The organism is Marinobacter excellens LAMA 842 (assembly GCF_001574445.1).
GTDB classification, from domain to species: domain Bacteria; phylum Pseudomonadota; class Gammaproteobacteria; order Pseudomonadales; family Oleiphilaceae; genus Marinobacter; species Marinobacter shengliensis.
Genome location: NZ_LOCO01000007.1, coordinates 54,392 through 72,174, shown reverse-complemented (window position 1 = coordinate 72,174; position 17,783 = coordinate 54,392). Strand labels below are relative to the sequence as shown.

The 17,783-nt window shown below is 58.5% G+C and carries 18 protein-coding genes; 2 read left to right on the top strand and 16 right to left on the bottom strand.

All coding sequences use genetic code 11. The annotated features are described in order from the left end of the window. Positions 1-8: 8 nt before the first annotated feature. Positions 9-734, bottom strand: a complete 726-nt coding sequence (gene ccmB, locus J122_RS08400; protein ID WP_061331828.1) for a heme exporter protein CcmB — start codon at positions 732-734, stop codon at positions 9-11. Next, entirely contained in the window at positions 727-1,362 is a 636-nt protein-coding gene (gene ccmA, locus J122_RS08395; RefSeq protein WP_061331827.1) for a cytochrome c biogenesis heme-transporting ATPase CcmA, read from the bottom strand. The genes ccmB and ccmA overlap by 8 nt, the downstream gene beginning before the upstream one ends. Positions 1,363-1,496: 134 nt before the next feature. Between ccmA and J122_RS08390 the strand changes: the two genes are divergently transcribed. Both J122_RS08390 and J122_RS08385 read left to right on the top strand, forming a co-directional pair. Then, the gene (locus J122_RS08390) at positions 1,497-2,894 is read left to right on the top strand and encodes a flagellar hook-length control protein FliK (RefSeq protein ID WP_227510141.1); all 1,398 of its coding nucleotides are present in this window, start codon (positions 1,497-1,499) and stop codon (positions 2,892-2,894) included. After that, entirely contained in the window at positions 2,891-3,169 is a 279-nt protein-coding gene (locus tag J122_RS08385; protein ID WP_061331826.1) for an EscU/YscU/HrcU family type III secretion system export apparatus switch protein, read from the top strand. The genes J122_RS08390 and J122_RS08385 overlap by 4 nt, the downstream gene beginning before the upstream one ends. A 176-nt stretch (positions 3,170-3,345) precedes the next feature. On the opposite strand, the gene J122_RS08380 is transcribed toward J122_RS08385, so the two are convergent. The 14 genes from J122_RS08380 to flhA all read right to left on the bottom strand — a co-directional run bounded on the left by J122_RS08380 (position 3,346) and on the right by flhA (position 17,653). Beyond that, on the bottom strand, positions 3,346-3,738 hold the full coding sequence (locus tag J122_RS08380) for a DUF2802 domain-containing protein (protein ID WP_061331825.1): 393 nt from the start codon (positions 3,736-3,738) through the stop codon (positions 3,346-3,348). 65 nt (positions 3,739-3,803) lie between these two features. After that, on the bottom strand, positions 3,804-4,292 hold the full coding sequence (locus tag J122_RS08375) for a chemotaxis protein CheW (protein ID WP_061331824.1): 489 nt from the start codon (positions 4,290-4,292) through the stop codon (positions 3,804-3,806). A 158-nt stretch (positions 4,293-4,450) separates the two neighbouring features. Further along, on the bottom strand, positions 4,451-5,254 hold the full coding sequence (locus J122_RS08370; protein ID WP_061331823.1) for a chemotaxis protein CheW: 804 nt from the start codon (positions 5,252-5,254) through the stop codon (positions 4,451-4,453). Then, a complete protein-coding gene (locus tag J122_RS08365) occupies positions 5,247-6,044 on the bottom strand; it encodes a ParA family protein (RefSeq protein WP_061331822.1) in 798 nt (265 codons plus the stop codon). Before J122_RS08365 ends, J122_RS08370 begins: the two co-directional genes overlap by 8 nt. Positions 6,045-6,231: 187 nt before the next feature. Next, positions 6,232-7,014, bottom strand: coding sequence for a flagellar motor protein MotD (gene motD / locus J122_RS08360; RefSeq protein WP_061331821.1), 783 nt, complete (start codon positions 7,012-7,014; stop codon positions 6,232-6,234). Positions 7,015-7,031: 17 nt separating this feature from the next. Next, complete coding sequence (locus J122_RS08355; protein WP_061331820.1) at positions 7,032-7,772, bottom strand: flagellar motor protein; 741 nt, start codon at positions 7,770-7,772, stop codon at positions 7,032-7,034. Continuing rightward, positions 7,772-8,938: a protein-glutamate methylesterase/protein-glutamine glutaminase gene (locus J122_RS08350; RefSeq protein WP_061331819.1), complete on the bottom strand. Its 1,167-nt coding sequence runs from the start codon at positions 8,936-8,938 to the stop codon at positions 7,772-7,774. Before J122_RS08350 ends, J122_RS08355 begins: the two co-directional genes overlap by 1 nt. 44 nt (positions 8,939-8,982) lie before the next feature. Further along, entirely contained in the window at positions 8,983-11,076 is a 2,094-nt protein-coding gene (locus J122_RS08345; RefSeq protein ID WP_061331818.1) for a chemotaxis protein CheA, read from the bottom strand. 20 nt (positions 11,077-11,096) lie between these two features. After that, positions 11,097-11,882 (bottom strand): protein phosphatase CheZ, encoded by a 786-nt coding sequence (locus tag J122_RS08340; protein WP_061331919.1) that lies wholly within the window; start codon positions 11,880-11,882, stop codon positions 11,097-11,099. A gap of 20 nt (positions 11,883-11,902) precedes the next feature. Then, complete coding sequence (cheY, locus tag J122_RS08335; RefSeq protein ID WP_011785448.1) at positions 11,903-12,286, bottom strand: chemotaxis response regulator CheY; 384 nt, start codon at positions 12,284-12,286, stop codon at positions 11,903-11,905. Positions 12,287-12,445: 159 nt separating this feature from the next. After that, a complete protein-coding gene (locus J122_RS08330) occupies positions 12,446-13,189 on the bottom strand; it encodes an RNA polymerase sigma factor FliA (protein WP_061331817.1) in 744 nt (247 codons plus the stop codon). A 32-nt stretch (positions 13,190-13,221) separates the two neighbouring features. Continuing rightward, entirely contained in the window at positions 13,222-14,034 is an 813-nt protein-coding gene (locus tag J122_RS08325) for a MinD/ParA family protein (RefSeq protein WP_058090155.1), read from the bottom strand. Between the two features lie 70 nt (positions 14,035-14,104). Further along, entirely contained in the window at positions 14,105-15,421 is a 1,317-nt protein-coding gene (gene flhF, locus J122_RS08320; RefSeq protein ID WP_061331816.1) for a flagellar biosynthesis protein FlhF, read from the bottom strand. A 57-nt stretch (positions 15,422-15,478) separates the two neighbouring features. Next, positions 15,479-17,653, bottom strand: a complete 2,175-nt coding sequence (gene flhA / locus J122_RS08315; protein WP_061331815.1) for a flagellar biosynthesis protein FlhA — start codon at positions 17,651-17,653, stop codon at positions 15,479-15,481. Positions 17,654-17,783 lie beyond the last annotated feature (130 nt).

Genomic DNA, 17,783 nt, shown 5'->3' with positions numbered 1-17,783 from the left:
CGGGGCGTTTAACTGTTGGACATACTGATCCGTAGCGCTGCCGCAGACGCGAACGGGGCCAGCGTCAGGGCCAGCACCAGAAATGCCCCCATCAGGGCCAGGTAACCGGCCACCGGCGCACCCTCAGCCGCTGCCGCCACCGTGCCGGTACCGAAAATCAGCACGGGAATGTACAGCGGAATAATCAGTAATGACAAGAGCACGCCAGCAGAGCGCAGCCCAAGTGTTAATGCCGCACCAATGGAACCGATCAGGCTGAGCACCGGTGTGCCGATCAGCAGCGTTAGACACAGAATTGCAACAGAGTTCCCGTCCAGATGCACCATAACACCCAAAACCGGGGTCAATATCACCAGCGGCAGGCCTGTGAGCATCCAGTGCGCCAGTGTTTTTGCCAGGATGAGCAGGAACAGGGGCTGTGGCTGCAGCACCAGTTGTTCCAGAGTGCCGTCATCAAAGTCGTGCCGGAACAGATGATCAAGAGACAGCAACACTGACAACAACGCTGCCACCCAGAGAATGCCCGCACCAGACTGTTTCAGAAACCCCACCTCAGGACTGACACCGAGTGGAAACAGGGTGACAACCATGACAAAAAACAGCAGGGGGTTCAGCAGATCCTGGCGTTGCCGGAACGCCACTCTTACGTCGCGAGCAAACACCGCCACCATGGCACTTAGCGGCCCAACGCCCTGTTCCACCGGTTTTATCAAAGGGTGAGCCGAACTATTCATCACACTGCCCCCCACCCAGGGTAATACGCCCCATTCCCTCAACCTGAAGGTCATGATGGGTGGTGACCAGAATGGCGCCGCCTTCTGCCGCTCGCTGCTTGAGCAGGGTTTCGATCGCCTGAACGCCATCCGCGTCGATGGCGGTAAATACTTCGTCCAGCAGCCACAGGGGCTCGTCAGCAATCAGCAACCGGGCCAGCGCGACCCGCCGCTGCTGGCCTGCCGAGAGATTGCGACAGGGAACATGTTCATACCCCGCCAGGCCAGTGCCAGCCAGGGCTTGTACCAAAACCTCATCATTGACCGGGCGACGGCCCGCCATCAATGCCCGCAGGTTCTCCAGCGGTGTCAGCAACGGCTTGATTCCGGGGCGATGACCCAGATACAGAGTGTTTCGGAGAAACGACTCGCGATCATGCCCTCGGGGTTGTCCGCACCATCGAATCTCACCGGACCAGGCACCATTCAGGCCCGCCAGAATACGTAACAGGGTTGTTTTACCTGAGCCATTGGGGCCCTCGACACGGGTGAGCGTACCGGGCACTATGGAGAAAGACAGGTTTTGGAACAACAGGCGCTCATCCCGTTCACACTCGAGATCAACCGCCTGTAGCAACGGCTCGGACATCAGGGCCCCGTTCAGGACGAAGGATGCTCAACAGGCATCAGGTGTATGGACGAAGGTCACGCAGGTGCCAACATGAATTCAAGGCATTGGTTGCCAGCGCGGCGTATTATAACGAAAGCGCTCCAGGATTACTCTTGCCCGACATCAAATCCATGACAATGAAGCTGAACGGCGGACAACCTCCAGTCAAAACACCGGACGCGCCAGCGGCCCGGGGCTCCTCCGGGCAGGCTACCCCTGAACTTCGGGACGGCGCATCGTCTGTACCCCGGGCAGACCCGCTCAAATCTGCACAGCAGCAGCTAATGCAACTCCGGCTCAGCAATAACGAAACCGCCCTGGCCCGGGTGGCCGACATTATTCAACAGAAAGGTGGTGGCCATGAGCTGCTTCTGGAGTTGCGTGGCCGTGCCCTGGCGGTGTCGACCGGCCCGGATTCCGCAGGCCTGTCCGCAGGCGATCTGATCAAGGTGATGCGGGCCGGCAACGAGCTGCGACTGCTTGGCAAACTGGCCCCGGGCCCAGATGCCAGTATTGCGCGGGCACTGGCCCAGAGGCTGCCCTGGCAACAGAATTTGCAGGCCGGGCTCGGGCAACTGCTGCAAAGTCTGACCAGTGGATTGAAGCCTGCGCTGCAACCTGGCCAACCACCGGCCGGAAATGCCACCCAGCCCTTGCCTGCCCTGGCCCAGCAACAACTGCAGAACCTGCTTGCCAGCCTGCCCCGCTCGGATGCCCTGGCACCCGGCGTGGGCAAGACCGATGGTATTGCCCAACAGGTCCGGCAATGGCTAACCGAAAGTGGAGTTTTCGCAGAATCCAGGTTGTTGCATTCCAGCCCGGCCCAGGGTTCGCCGACCGATCTGAAGCTGGCCCTGGCTCGGGTTGCAGGTGCACTCCTGGCTGCACAGGGCCAGGGGCCTGAACACTTCAATCGGCTGACACCGCTTGCCAGCCACGACCTGGTTCAATCACCTCTGCAATTCCCGAATACCACTGGCCCTTCATCAACCAGCACGGCCGAACCGCTGTCGGTGGCACAAGCCCTGCGACTGCTGGCCGGCATGCTGAACCGGATTACCGTCAATCAGCTCCATAGCCAGGTGCTTACTGCCAGGGCCGGTGCCGAACCCGGCACACCCACCAACACGCTACTGATCGAATTGCCCTGGCTGACGCCGCATCAGGAACCACGAACGGCTCAACTGCGGCTGGAACAATATGAAAGAGACGAGGAGTCTGCCAAAGCCACCGGTCATGCCACTGTCAGTGAATGGCGGCTGGCGCTGTCCATGGATCTGGACGAAGCCGGGCCGCTTCACTTCGACGTTTCTTTCCGGTATCCATCGGTCAGTGCACAGGTGTGGGCGGAAAAGCAGAGCACCCTGCGCCAGGTACACGAAGAACTGCCGCTGCTTCGGCAGAGCCTGACCGACCTGGGGCTGGAGGTAAAAGGCCTGGATTGCCGGCGCGGCAGCCCCCAGCGCACACAAACCCGACTGGAACACCGACTGGTGGACACCAAGGCATGAAGAACAAACAGACTGACACAGCCATACCGGCAGCCGTCGCCCTGAAATACGATGGCGAGCGGGCACCGGTTATCGCAGCAACCGGGACCTGGGAACTGGCGGAAGAGATTATCCGCATCGCCAGGGAGCACGGCGTGCCGCTGTATGAAAATGCCGAGTTGGCCAGCATTCTCGCCAGACTGTCGTTGAACGAAGAAATCCCGGAAGAACTTTACCGGGTGATTGCAGAAATACTCGCTTTCGCGTTCCATATTCGGGGCCGGAGGCCCGAATAACTTCCAGAGCCGTCTCCCGGCCCCGGATTTCGCCTACCAGAATGACATCCGGCTCTTCCCGTACCAACGCTCGCATGGCATCGGCAAAGCTGAAACCGATGTCCGCCCGGCCTTCCAGGCACACCGGTTTGCCGCCATCCTACAAAACGACCACCAGCGCCTGTGACAGCTTTGGATCAGGCCGCCTGACGTTTCTTCAGTGCTGACACCAGTTCGGCCTCGGGGCGGGATATTCCGCACGTATTCATAAGATCGTCGATATCTGCACCAAGATCAACCAGGCGCGCTGCTTCGTCGTAGGAAATTCTCAGTGGGTCGTTCTGGCGCATTTCATCCAGGGCATTACGCAATTCGTGCAGTTGCCGTTCGCAGGCCACCAGGCGCTGGCCGACGCCCATGCTGCCGCTGGTCGTAGCGTGCAATTCACGGCCCAGGGTGTCGCATCGCTGTTTTGTTGAAGCCCGCAATGCGCTGATCTGACGCCCGTGGATGACACCCTGAACCAGGACCAGGCCAATCGCGACTGCAGTCAGGCCCCAGGGGAGCCAGGAAGGAATGGTATAACTCATGACAGACGTCTCCCTTGTGTGTCACCACGGAAGACGTCCATCGGGAGCGCTGGAAGGAGAGGCCCTTACAGCGATGCGATTTCAGCCCACTCGTGGCCTGACAACATTTTGTCGAACTCGACGAGAATAATCAGCTCGCCATTCTTGTTGCACACGCCCTGGATAAACTTGGCACTTTCCTCGTTACCCACGTTCGGTGCAGTTTCAATTTCACTGGCCTTGAGATAGACCACCTCCGCCACTGAATCCACCAGAATACCCATGACCTGGCTGGAGGATTCCATCACTACAATTCGCGTGGCATCCGTCACTTCTGCGTCCGCCAGGCCGAAGCGCCGACGGGTGTCAATAACCGTAACCACGTTGCCCCGCAGGTTGATGATGCCCAGCACGTAATCCGGGGCACCCGGTACCGGAGCAATCTCGGTATACCGAAGTACTTCCTGGATCTGCATCACGTTGATGCCGTAGGTCTCATCATCCAGGCGGAAGGTCACGTACTGCAGTACCTGATCATCCTGGGCCTGATTTACTTGTCCGCTCGGGGATGCCATAGCGCTCTCTCCTTCTCGGCTGCCCGGCGGGCAACCTGATCGTCAAAAATTCATCATCAGTGCCCAATACTATAGTTAAGGGCACAAACCGTGCCAGCCTTGCACGGTTTCTTTCAGTAACCAATCTGTACAGTTTCCGCCTGTGCGGTCACCTCAACTCAGCTCAAATCCAGATGGTGCTCCCGCTCGGCTCTCACCAACAGATGCGCCATGGTTCTGACGTCAATCAACGCGCACATGTGATCAATCACGGTTCCCGCCAGCCAGGGCCGCTTGCTACGCGCGGTGCGCCAGCGAACCTCATCTGGCTTGAGGGTGAACGACTGGGCAACATCGTCACAGGCCAGGCCCCAATCGCTGTCATCCAGCCGGATCACAAACCGATAATTGTCACGGGCACCGGCAGGAACCCGCCCAGCCATAATCCATTCTGCGGTGTCGACCACCCGCAGATTATGGTCACGATCCGGGCGAATGCCCATGTACCACCGGGGGCTGCCGGGAATGGGCCGGATTTCTTCTTCAATCCGATGAATGGCACCAAGCAGGACCAGGGGTACCGCAAGCTGCAGGCCCGCCACCGTAAAAATCAGGCACTCAAACGGCCCATGGGACCACTCTGGCCGGGTCGGCGGTTCCGTGCTGGCTGGCACCGGCTCCGGGGTGGTTGCCACTGCGACCTCCAGCTGCCGAACCTCTTGCACCTGAGGCAGCACAACCTCAGCGGACACCGGCGGCGCGGGCGGCGCCTTCTCGATAACCGGGGCAGGCTCCCGTTTCACTATCTCGGCCGCTTTTTCCCGGACTCTGGCTCTGGTTTCGGTCTTGGGTTCCGGCGCAGGCTGAACCTTTTCGGGTTCTTGCACCTGGGCACTGCTGGTTGCCGTGTGCAGAAGTTCGTCGAGGTAGCTGGCGATCGCCGCATCAGGCGTGGCCAGCTGTGCCATTTTTTTGTCAGCCATGCCGCCGCTCCTTCGCGGTAGCGGTTAACGCCAGAACATCGTCAAGCAGGTGCCGGTAGGCTCGAACGCCATGAGTGTCTGCATCCAGTGCCGATGGAATAACACCGGCCTGGCTGGCATCCCGGAACTTGGTGTCCACCGGAATGGCAAAACGCCAGAGCTTATCGCCGTAGGTTTTACGCAACAGATTCAGGCTCTTCACTGAGGCCTGGGTACGGCGATCGTAGAGCGTGGGCACAATGGTGTACGCCAATTCGTTCTTCTGGGAACGCATGATCATTTGCAAGGTGTGCAGCATGCGCTCCAGGCCCTTGATCGCCAGGAACTCGGTCTGTACCGGAATGATCAGGTGCTGGGCCGCCGCCAGGGCATTGACCATCAACACGCCCAACGACGGGGTGTTGTCCAGTATCACGTAGTCAAAGTCATCCCAGAGTTGCGCCAGGGCCCGGGAAACAATCAACCCCATCCCCTCCACGCCAATCATCCGTCGCTCAAGGGTGGCCAGGGCTGTGCTGGCCGGCAGCAACGACAGATTCGGACAACTGGTCTCGGTAATCAGCTGGGCAGGCAAGCCCTCCGGCACCTTGCCCTGGTGCTGGAACAGATCGAAGACGCTATGTGCCAGCGAATCGGGGTCATACCCGAACCAGCTGGTCAGAGAGCCATGGGGGTCCAGGTCGACCACCAGCACGCGTTTGCCGCGTTCGGCCAACAACCCGCCCAGGGCTACCACCGAGGTTGTCTTACCTACACCACCTTTTTGATTGGCTACAGCCCAGATTCGCACTCTTGTCACTCCAGTTTGGCTATGCCCGACAGAAATACCGGCCGCTATTGACCCTATCGGCACGAGGGCCCGAAACTTGACTGTCCGCTGTCCGTTTTACGCGGCAAGCCTTTGCCGATCCGGATGATAAAAAGACTGTAATACAGGAAGCGTGCCAGTTCGGCCATACGCATCTGCCACCGACAGATCAGCGAACGGCACCACGAATACTGGCGTCTCGGGAAATCAGAAGCACAACCCGCCGGTTACGGCGCCGCCCTTCTTCGGTGTCGTTTCTCGCTACCGGCTGGTACTGGCCGTAACCCACCGCCGCCAGACGTTCGGGCTCTACACCTTCCATCATCAACATACGAGCCACGGCCGATGCCCTGGCGCTGGAAAGCTCCCAATTGGATGGAAACCGGCTGGTTCTGATTGGCTGGTTATCGGTAAACCCTTCCACCTTGATGGCATTATCCCGGTTACGAAGCACCGTCGCGATCTTCTCAATCACCTGGAATGCGTCATAGTGAGGCTCGGCGTCGCCACTACTGAACAACATGCTGTTTGGCAGGTTGAGTTCCAACCACTGTTCATTGGTTTCCAGGCTGACCACGCCCTGATTGATCAGTTCATCAAACTCCATGGTCAGTTGATCTGCCATGGTTCGAAGTGCTTGTGTGCGGCTTTCGGCATCCAGTTGAGGATTGCGCGGCGCTTCGGCGACCGGTGGGGGAATGACGTCTTCCGGCGAACTGGTCGGTACCCGCACTGGCTGGTCGCCCACCTGGACAGGCTGCACCGAGCGCTGGGGAGCGTTAAACACGCCTGTCAGGGTTTCGGACAGAACTTTGTATTTACCCTCGTTAACGGAAGACACCGAGTACATGACAACAAAAAAAGCGAACAGAAGCGTGATGAAATCCGCATAGGAGATCAGCCAACGCTCCTTATTGTGCAGGTCATCCTGGGGTTGTCTGCGCCGACGCATAGGCTAGTCCGTCCTGATTACTGCAGGAAGCCCCGCAGCCTCAGTTCAATGGATTTCGGGTTCTCACCCTCAGCGATGGCGATGATGCCATCGATCATCATGTCTTCGTAGCGGGTACGTTCCTTGACGATACTTCGCAACTTGTTGGCGACAGGGAAAAACAGCAGGTTGGCCAGGGCCACGCCGTAGATGGTGGCTACAAACGCGGTGGCAATGCCGCTACCCAGAGACTGCGGGTCTTCAAGGTTGGTCATCACCTGAATCAGGCCCATGACCGCCCCAATGATACCGATCGTCGGCGAATAACCACCCATGGCTTCATAGATACGCGCCGCCTCAAGATCCCGCTGCTCACGGGATTCCAGATCCACTTCCATAATGCTGCGGATGGCTTCCGGCTCAGCGCCATCAACCAGCAATTGCAGCCCCTTGCGGGCAAATTTCTCCGGCTCCCGCTCTGCCAGGCCTTCAAGGCCCAGCAAACCCTGCTTACGAGCCTTGACGCTCCAGTCGATGACCTTGCCAATACCATCTTCCAGGCTGATATAGGGCGGTACGAATACCCAGCGAATCTGCGCCATGGCCCGCTTGAGCATGGGCCAGGAGGTTTGCAGAATGGTGGCCGCCAGTGTGCCCCCAACCACAATCAGCCCGGCGGGCCCGTTGAACAGGGACCCGACCGCACCACCTTCCAGCAGGTTGCCACCCAGGATGGCTACAAACGCAAGGATGATACCCAGCAGGCTCAGGATATCCATCAGCTCACGCCTTCAACCAGCCGGGGGCCAACTTCATCAAGCGGCAGGATTTCGTCACTCAATCCGGCCTTGGCAACGGCCATGGGCATGCCGTAGATGACCGAGGATTTCTCATCCTGGGACCAGACCACTGAGCCAGACTGCTTCATCATCCGGCAGCCTTCCTTACCGTCTGCTCCCATTCCCGTCAGGATGACGCCCAGGGTTTTCCCCGGGAAGCTGCGGGCGAGAGAACCGAAAGTGACATCCACACAGGGTTTGTAATTCAGCCGTTCGTCACCCGGCAGGATCCTGACTCGCGCCTGACCGCCACGATTTTCGATCATCATCTGCTTGCCGCCAGGCGCCAACAAGGCATGGCCAGGCTTCAGGATATCGCCATCCTCGGCCTGCTTGACCTGAATACGGCAAAGTTTGTTCAGGCGCTCGGCAAAAGCCGGGGTAAAGCTGGCAGGCATGTGCTGAACCAGCACAATGGGAGCCGGGAAAGAGGCCGGCAGCGCGGTCAAGACCTTCTGTAACGCAACCGGTCCTCCCGTGGAAGTGCCAATTGCAACCACGCTGTAATGTCTTGGTGCGGCTTTCCGGGAGGGCCGTCTTGGCGTTTCCGGCTCGCGGGTCGGCTCTGGCTGGACTGGGGCCGGGGCTGAGCGGTCGCGGGTTACCGGTCTGGCGGGCCGCTCTGGAGGCTGCGGGGCAGCCGGGCGCGAAACCCCGGGACGCGGAGCTGCCGGGCGTGCAGCCGGGGCCGCAGAACGACCGCTGGGCTTGCTGCCGGCCACGTCAAGAATCCGATCGATGAGGATTTTCTGAAGTTGGCTGGTATCCCGGGCAATTTCCTCGAAGTTCTTGGGCAGGAAGTCCACTGCCCCCGCTTCCAGGGCATCCAGAGTAACCCGCGCACCCTCATACGTCAGAGATGAGAACATCAACACCGGGGTCGGGTGCTTTTTCATGATTTCACGAACCGCCGAAATACCATCCATCACGGGCATTTCGTAGTCCATGGTAATCACATCAGGGCGCAGCTTTTCAGCCAGCTCCACCCCTTCACGGCCATTGGTTGCCGCACCAACAACCTCAATTTGCCCCGAGGCCGTGAGGATTTCCGTCAGCCGTTTGCGAAAGAACCCTGAATCATCAACGACCAGGACAGAAACTGTCATCCATTTCTCCTAAACAATCCTGCATGTTATCTGCCCCGGTACCGCTAACCGTAATGTTGAAGAAGGCTGGGTACGTCAATAATCAGGGCAATGCGGCCGTCACCGGTGATGGTGGCCCCGGCCATACCGGGCGTACCCTGTAACGCCCGCCCCAGGGGCTTGATCACCACCTCTTCCTGGCCGATCAGCTGGTCTACCACGAACCCGACCTGCTTTGTACCCATGGCCACAATCACCACATGGGCGTTTTCCGGCTCTTTCTGGCCAGCCGCGCCATGTACCAGCCAGCGCTTGATGTGGAACAGCGGGAATACCTTGTCGCGTACCACAATGCATTCCCGGCCATCGACGATGTTCGTTTTCGACAGATCCAGATGGAAAATTTCAACCACGTTCACCAGGGGCAAGGCGAAGGACTGATCGCCCAGCATGATCATCAGCGTAGGCATGATCGCCAGGGTGAGCGGCACCTTGATAATAATGCTGGTGCCCTTGCCCTGTTCAGACACGATGTTGATCTGGCCGTTAAGTTGGCCGATCTTGGTTTTCACCACGTCCATGCCCACGCCCCGGCCAGAAACATCGGATATCTGTTCCTTGGTCGAGAAACCGGCGGCAAAAATCAGGTTAAAACACTCGTTATCAGTCAGTCGATCTGCGGCGTCCTGGTCGTACAGTCCTTTCTCCACCGCTTTTCGGCGCAGAACATCAGGGTTCATACCCGCGCCGTCGTCAGAGATGGAAAGCAGGATATGATCCCCCTCTTGTTCCGCTGACAGGGTCACAGTGCCTGCCCGGGGCTTACCGGCCTTTTCCCGCACATCCGGCATTTCAATGCCATGATCAACGGAGTTTCTTACCAGGTGAACCAGCGGGTCGGACAGCGCTTCGACCAGGTTCTTGTCCAGGTCGGTTTCTTCCCCGTGCATCACCAGGTTGATTTCTTTCTTCAGCCCTCGGGCCAGGTCTCGTACCACCCGTGGGAAGCGCCCGAATACCTTTTTGATCGGTTGCATACGGGTCTGCATGACCGCCGCCTGCAAATCGGTGGTCACCACGTCGAGGTTGGCGACCGCCTTGTGCATATGTTCATCTTCGCTCTCGGAGCCCAGGCGCTGCAGGCGATTACGGACCAACACCAGTTCGCCCACCATATTCATGATGTCGTCAAGGCGCTTGGTATCCACCCTCACAGTGGTCTCGGCTGCGGGCGCCGCATCTCTTGCCGGGGCGGCGGGGGCTGCCGGTTTGGCGTCCTGCCTGGCGGGTTCCGGTTGTTTTGGTTCCGGCTTCTTTGGCTCAGGCTTGGCCGCAGGCTCAGGTTTGGCCTCCGCTGCGGGGGCCGCACCAGGGCTCTTGCCTTTGCCATGCAGCTCATCCAGCAGGTTTTCAAACTCGTCATCGGTGATCAGATCATCACCAGTGGATGATTTTGCCGGCTCTTCTGGTTCCGGCTCCGGCGGGGTGTCGTTATCAACAACCGGGGGGCCAGCAAACTGGCCTTTACCATGCAACTGGTCCAGCAGGGCTTCAAATTCGTCGTCGGTGATCTCGTCGCCGTCTGACCCGGCGTCGTTGGCGGAGGTGTTTTCCGGTGCGGCCGCCGGCTGTTGCTCTGCACCTTTTTCATCGGCCAGGGCATCCAGCAGTTGCTCAAACTCTTCGTCGGTAATATCTCCGGAATCATTGCCCGCACCGGCGGCAGGTTCGGGTTCTGGCGTTGCCGGTGCCGGCGCTGCCGTGTCGCCTTCCGGCTTGGCAAGTTCATCCAGCGCAGCGATCAATTCGTCCGGAGCCGGCGTCGGCTCTTCACGGTTACGAACCTGATCAAACATGGCGTTGACGTGGTCCAGAGCTTCCAGCACCACGTCCATCAATTCGGAGGTGACCTTGCGCTTGTGGTTGCGGAGGATATCGAACACATTTTCCGCAGAGTGACAGCAGTTGACCAGCGCTTCGAGCTGCAGGAACCCGGCACCGCCCTTGACCGTGTGGAAACCACGGAAGATGGCGTTGAGCAGGTTGCTGTCATCCGGATGCTGCTCAAGATCTACCAGCTGTTCGGACAGCTTTTCGAGAATCTCGCCGGCTTCAACCAGGAAGTCCTGCAGAATCTCTTCGTCGGCATCAAACGCCATGCGTCACCCTCTATAATCGTTCAGAAACCGAGACTGGATAACAGGTCATCAACGTCATCCTGCCCCGAAACTACATCATCACGCTCCTCAGCCTTGATCTGAGGCCCTACCCCTTTTTCGGCCGATTCTTCTTTTTCTTCAATCTGGTGCACAGTGCCGGTGAGCTGGTCCACATGGCTGGCCATCACCACCAGGCCAAGCAGGTTCTCTTCGACTTCTTTCACAAGAGCCGTGACTTTCTGGATAACCTGCCCGGTAAGATCCTGGAAGTCCTGGGCCAGAAGGATTTCTGACAGGTTGCTGTACAGGGTATCGGAATCTGTGGCCAGGCCCGCAAAGAAGCGATCAATACGACCGTACAGCTCCCGGAATTCTGCCGGCTCCATGTCACGACGGCGCAACCGCTGCCATTCGTCTCTCAGAGCCGTTGCCTCGTCGCGCATGGTATGCGCCACCGGCATGCTTTCTTCCACCAGGTCCATGGTGCGGTTGGCTGCCTGGCTGGTCATCTGGACAACGTAGGCCAGCCGATCCGAGGCATCGGACATCTTGGACAAGGCTTCTTTCTGCTCGGCACTGCGGGCGTCTATCTGAAAATTCCGGATAGCTTCATGCAGGCTTCGGGTCAACCGCCCCACTTCCCGGTAGAGGCTCTGGTCGCGAACCTCACTGAGGTCATTAATTACCGACATTGCCCGGGCGTAGTCACCGGAACTGATGCACTGGGCCAACTCCGAACTCTGCTGCTGGAGCTTTTCGGTTACCTCCGGGTCTAGGCCCTGATGGTTCTCGTTCTTGTCAGTCATGACAGCCATCCGACCTCTGGTTACTGGATTCGCTCGAAGATCTTCTCAATCTTTTCCTTGAGAACGGCAGCGGTAAACGGTTTGACGACGTACCCGTTAACGCCGGCCTGCGCCGCCGCCACAATCTGGTCACGCTTGGCCTCCGCGGTTACCATCAGCACCGGCAGGTTCTTCAGGTTCTCGTCTGCCCGCACCGCCTTGAGCAGATCAAAACCCGACATGCCAGGCATGTTCCAGTCGGTCACCAGGAAGTCGTACTTGCCGCTCCTGAGCATGGGCAATGCAGTGTTGCCATCGTCCGCTTCATCCGTATTGGTGAAGCCAAGATCACGCAGCAGATTCTTGATGATTCGCCGCATTGTGGAAAAGTCATCCACAATGAGAATTTTCATGTTTTTGTCCAATGGGACCTCCAGTCAGTAACACCCGGATTTCATTAAGCCTTTTGAAAGTCTAGCAGGCCGCTGCTTTAACCGCTTATTGTGTGGTGTTTGGCCGCGTTGTAAAGCGCCGGTTACCAAAATCTACACAGTTACGCGCCGCGCGGTCAGCGCCGGCCCGGTTTATTCTGGCTCGTCTTCCCGCCAATCGGACAACCGCCCCCTGAGACGAAGGGCCGCCTGGCTATGAATCTGGCTGACCCGGCTCTCGCTGACGCCCAGCACCGCGCCGATTTCCTTCAGGTTGAGCTCTTCCTGGTAGTAGAGGCTCAACACCAGCTTTTCTCGCTCAGGAAGCTCTTCGATTGCCTCTGCCAGGCTTTTCTGGAATGCATTTGATGCAATGCCATCCAGGGGATTATCGCTGGCCTCTGTTTCTTCTATCGGCAGCTCTCCGGATTCATTGAGCTCATCAAGGCTAAAAAGTCGGCCACTGTTGGCGTCTGCCAGGGACGCATGATATTCCGACAGGTCAATGCCCAGCTCTTCGGCAACATCGACATCCTGGGCCTCGCGCCCGGTGCGGTCTTCCACGGTTTTGATGGCTGCCGCGATACGGCGGGCATTGCGATGAACAGAGCGCGGCACCCAGTCGCCCTTGCGGATTTCATCCACCATGGCGCCTCTGATTCGAATACCCGCGTATGTCTCGAAGGTGGCACCCTTGCCGGTGGAATAGCGTTGTGCAGCTTCCAGCAGGCCAATCATGCCGGCCTGCATGAGGTCTTCAAGCTGAACCGAGGCCGGCAAACGGGCCATCAGATGAAGGGCGATTTTCTTGACCAGCGGCGCATGCTCCTCAATCAGCTGAGAGGGGCCTTTTGCGCCAGCCTGATGGTAGATTCCCAGGTTTTTCGCCAATGTCATGTATCCGGTTTTCTTATAGGACTGGATTCAGATCAGACTTCGACGAGCCGCTCCACGAAAAACTCCAGATGCCCTCTTGGCGATGATGGCAGCGGCCAGCTGTCCACTTTCTCTGCCAGGGCACGGATCGCCAGCGACGCCTTAGCCCGTGGATAGGCATCCAGAACGGCCCGCTGCCGCTGAACGGCTTTTTTGACGGCTTCGTCGTAAGGCACGATACCTACATATTGTAGTGCTACATCAAGGAAACGCTCGGTGACACGGGTCAGTTTTTCATACAGATGCCGGCCTTCCTGCTCATTTCGCACCTGATTCGCCAGAATACGGAATCGGTTGGTGCCGTAGTCGCGATTCATCAGTTTGATCAGGGCATAGGCGTCAGTAATCGAGGTAGGCTCGTCGCACACCACCAGCAGTAATTCCTGGGAGGCCCGCAGGAAGCTGACGACGGACTCGGAAATACCGGCTGCTGTGTCAACAATCAGCACATCAATCTGGTCACCCAGCTCGCTGAAGGCGTTGATCAGCCCTGCATGTTCCATCGGGCTCAACTGGGTCATGCGCTGGGTGCCGGATGATGCGGGAACAATCTTGATACCACCCGGGCCGTTGACCAGAACGTCCTTGAGGTCGCACTCGCCACTGAGCACATCCTGCAGATTGCGATTGGCGGTAATGCCCAACAGCACGTCGATATTGGCAAGGCCAAGGTCTGCATCCAGCAACACCACCCGCCGGCCTTTCTGGGCCAGCGCGATACCGAGGTTGACGGACACATTACTCTTGCCGACACCGCCCTTGCCGCCGGTAACCGCAATCACCTGAACCGGATGTGGTCTGCTCATACTGTTATCAGTCTCTTACTGCGTTCTTGTGTGGGCACAAACGGCAGCGCACCGGCTGTACCACCGGGCCTCAGGCCCCTTCTGCAACGGCCTGGCCGTGCTGCATTGTTTTCAGGCGTTCTACGCCCAACCGCACCAGAGGAATGGCCTCTGCCCGGTGCAGGTCTTCGGGAATCTTCTGGCCATCGGTATACCATGCCACTGGCAGGCCAGTTTCCATGACAAAGCCCAAAGACTCACCCAGTGTCAGCGCTTCGTCAATCTTGGTCATGACGCAGCCTGCAAGGTTTGCCATCTTATAGCAATGCCACACGGATTTCATGATGCGCGGCTGGCTGGTGGCAGACACGACCAGATGGGTACGGATATTGTGATCGCTCCGGGCCAACTCCGCCAGCTGTTCCTGATAACCGCGATCCGAGCTGGTCAGCCCGGCAGTATCAATCAGAACCAGGTGCCGGTCTGACAATTCGTCCAGAATGTCATCCAGGGAATGACTCTCGTCCACAACCCGGACCGGAACATTGAGGATACGGCCAAACACAAACAGCTGTTCATGGGCTGCCACCCGGTAGCGATCGGTGGTGACCAACGCCAGGGAATCCGGCCCGTGCTCCAGTACATATTGGGCGGCCAGCTTGCCAATGGTGGTGGTCTTCCCAGACCCGGTTGGCCCCACCAGCGCATAGACGCCGCCGGCCTCAAGCCAGTGTTCCCGAGCGGTACGTACGCCGGTGGCCAGCATCTTCAGGGATTGCTTCCAACCGTCTTCCAACCTGCCGGCGCGATGCTGACGGGACAGAGAGGTTGCCAGTTCCGCGCCCAGGCCAAATTCCTGCAGCCGCTCTGCAAGCCTCTGCTGAACCGCATTAGATGCCGCGACTGCAGGCTTCTCGGGTACCGAGGTACGGCCGCTGACCATCTCTCTCAGGGAGTTGATTTCCGCTCTCATGCTCGCCAACTCATCCGAGTAGCCCGCCTCTGGTCGGCCACCTGCATTGCCCACCGAGGTCGATCCACCAGCCAACTCACCTGACCAGTCGGCAGCCGGCCGATCATCAGCCAGTGCACGATCATATTCCGCGCCGACACCCGCCCGCTTCTCCCGCACTTCGCGAATGCGACTGCGCGATCGGTTCAACTCTTCTTCCAACCGACGATGCTGGTCTGCCTGCAGCTCCGCCAGGCGCGAGCCGTTGGTGGCCTGTGCCGCTTTCTCGCCAAGGCGCTGGCGTGCCATATTTTCGTCATAGTCCAGGGCCGTCACAATTTCGACGCCTCCGTCCACCCGGCGATTGGACAAAATAACGGCATCCGGTCCCATCTCATGACTGACCTGTTTCAGGGCTTCGGCCATGGTCTTTGCAAAAAACCGTTGTACTTTCATAGCGTTTCATCCTCCACCGGCGTGCCCGAATCGGGTGTTCGCCTTGCCCTGCCGGCCCTACTGGCCTACAGAGGCAACTATCGTGATCTGTTTGTTATCTGGAATTTCCTGGTACGAGAGCACATGCAAACGCTCTACCCCATAACTGGCAAATTTTGCCAGCACTGGCCTCAAGGGCCCGGAAACCAGAAGAATCGCCGGCTTGCCCAGCATTTCCTGGCGCTGAACGCTGTCCTGAAGGGACCGCTGCAGCTTTTCCACCATATTTGGCTCAAGCACCAGGCCAATATCTTCCTGTCCGCCGGATTGTTGACTCTGTTGAACTGACTTAAGCAACAACTGTTCCAGGTCTGGATCCAGAGTGATCACCGGTATCTCGGCATCGTTACCACAGATGCTCTGAACGATCATTCGGCGCAACGCCTGACGAGCCAGGGTGGTCAACAGTTTCGGGTCCTGGCTTCTGGGGTGCACATTAACAATGGCCTCGGCAATGGAGCGCATATCCCTGACCGGCACTTCTTCCCGGAGCAGGTTCTGCAGTACCCGCAGCAGGACGCTTACGGAAATCGTCGTAGGCACCAGCTCCTCCGCCAGTTTCGGAGCCATTTTCTCCAACTGGTCCAGCCACTTCTGGGCCTCTTCATGGCCGATAAGTTCATGGGCGTGCTTTTGCAGAATCTGGTTAAGGTGGGTAGCCACCACCGTGCTGGCATCCACCACGGTGTAACCCAGAGTCTGGGCCTGGTCTTTCTTGTCTGGCTCAATCCAGATGGCATCCAGGCCAAAGGCCGGATCTTTGCCTGCAATGCCTTCCACCTTGCCAAACACCTGGCCCGGATCAATGGCCAGCTCACGTTCCGGGTGAATCTCCGCCTCGGCAATGGTCACACCCATCAGGGTAATGCGGTAGACGTTTGGCATCAGGTCCAGATTGTCCCGAATGTGCACTGACGGCATCAGGAAACCCAGATCCTGAGACAGTTTTTTCCGAACCCCCTTGATGCGACTGAGCAGCTGCCCGCCCTGGGATTTATCGACCAGAGGAATCAGCCGGTAGCCCACTTCCAGACCAACGATGTCAACGGTCGCCACATCATCCCAGCCCAGCTCCCGGGTTTCACCGGGCGCCGGCAGCGCCTGTCCTTCTGCGCCGGACCGATCCTGAACCACCTCGCCACCGGCACGGGGCGCTCCACCAGCCATGCCGCCACGACCGGCGTAAACGCCCTCTTCTTCCACAGTCTGGCTTTGCTTTTTCCAGATCAGCCAGGCCGCACCGGCCGCAAGGCTGCCCAATCCAAGGAAGGCAACATGGGGCATGCCCGGAATCAGGCCCAGGATAATCAGGATGACGGCGGCAATACCGATGGCCTTCGGCGCGTTGAACATCTGATGAATGATCTGCCCGCCCATGTCCTGGCTGGCCGTTACCCGCGTTACCATGATGGCAGCGGAAGTAGACAGCAACAGTGATGGAATCTGGGCAACCAGGCCGTCACCGATGGTCAGCAGCGCGTACCGCTGCATCGCCAGGCCAAAGTTCAGGCCATGCTGGAGCATGCCGATCGAGATACCACCGATGATATTGATCGCAAGAATCAGCAACCCCGCAATGGCATCGCCCTTCACAAACTTGGACGCACCATCCATGGACCCATAGAAATCCGCTTCCTGGGCAATCTCCGAACGGCGGCTTTTGGCCTCGTCCTGGTTGATCAGGCCCGCGTTCAAATCTGCATCAATGGCCATCTGTTTGCCGGGCATGGCGTCCAGGGTAAAGCGGGCACTGACTTCCGACACCCGGCCGGCGCCCTTGGTCACTACCAGGAAGTTGATGATCATCAGGATGGCAAACACCACCAGACCGACGGCGTAGTTACCGCCGATCAGAACCTCACCGAACGATTCGATCACCTTACCGGCGGCATCGCCACCTTCGTGACCGTTGAGCAGGACAATCCGGGTAGAGGCCACGTTCAACCCCAGACGCAGGAGCGTGGCAACCAGCAGTACCGTCGGGAACGACGCAAACTCCATGGGCCGAAGCGCGTACACACACACCAGCAGGATGACGATGGACAAAGTGATGTTGAAGGTAAAAAACACATCCAGCAGGAAGGCCGGCATGGGCAGGATCATCATACCCAACAAACCCATCAGCATCAGCGGAATACCGATACTGCCCCGCGTCAGGGTTTTGACGTTACTCAGAACTAACGCTCTGTCCATGCTGGATACTTCTCCGCTCTGCCGTGCTTTCCGGAACTGTCAGGGTCGAAAATCTGACGCGGCGCGCCAATCTGGGAGGGTTATCGCAAGAACCGTACCAGGCCTTACAATTTTTGATATTTACGGCGCC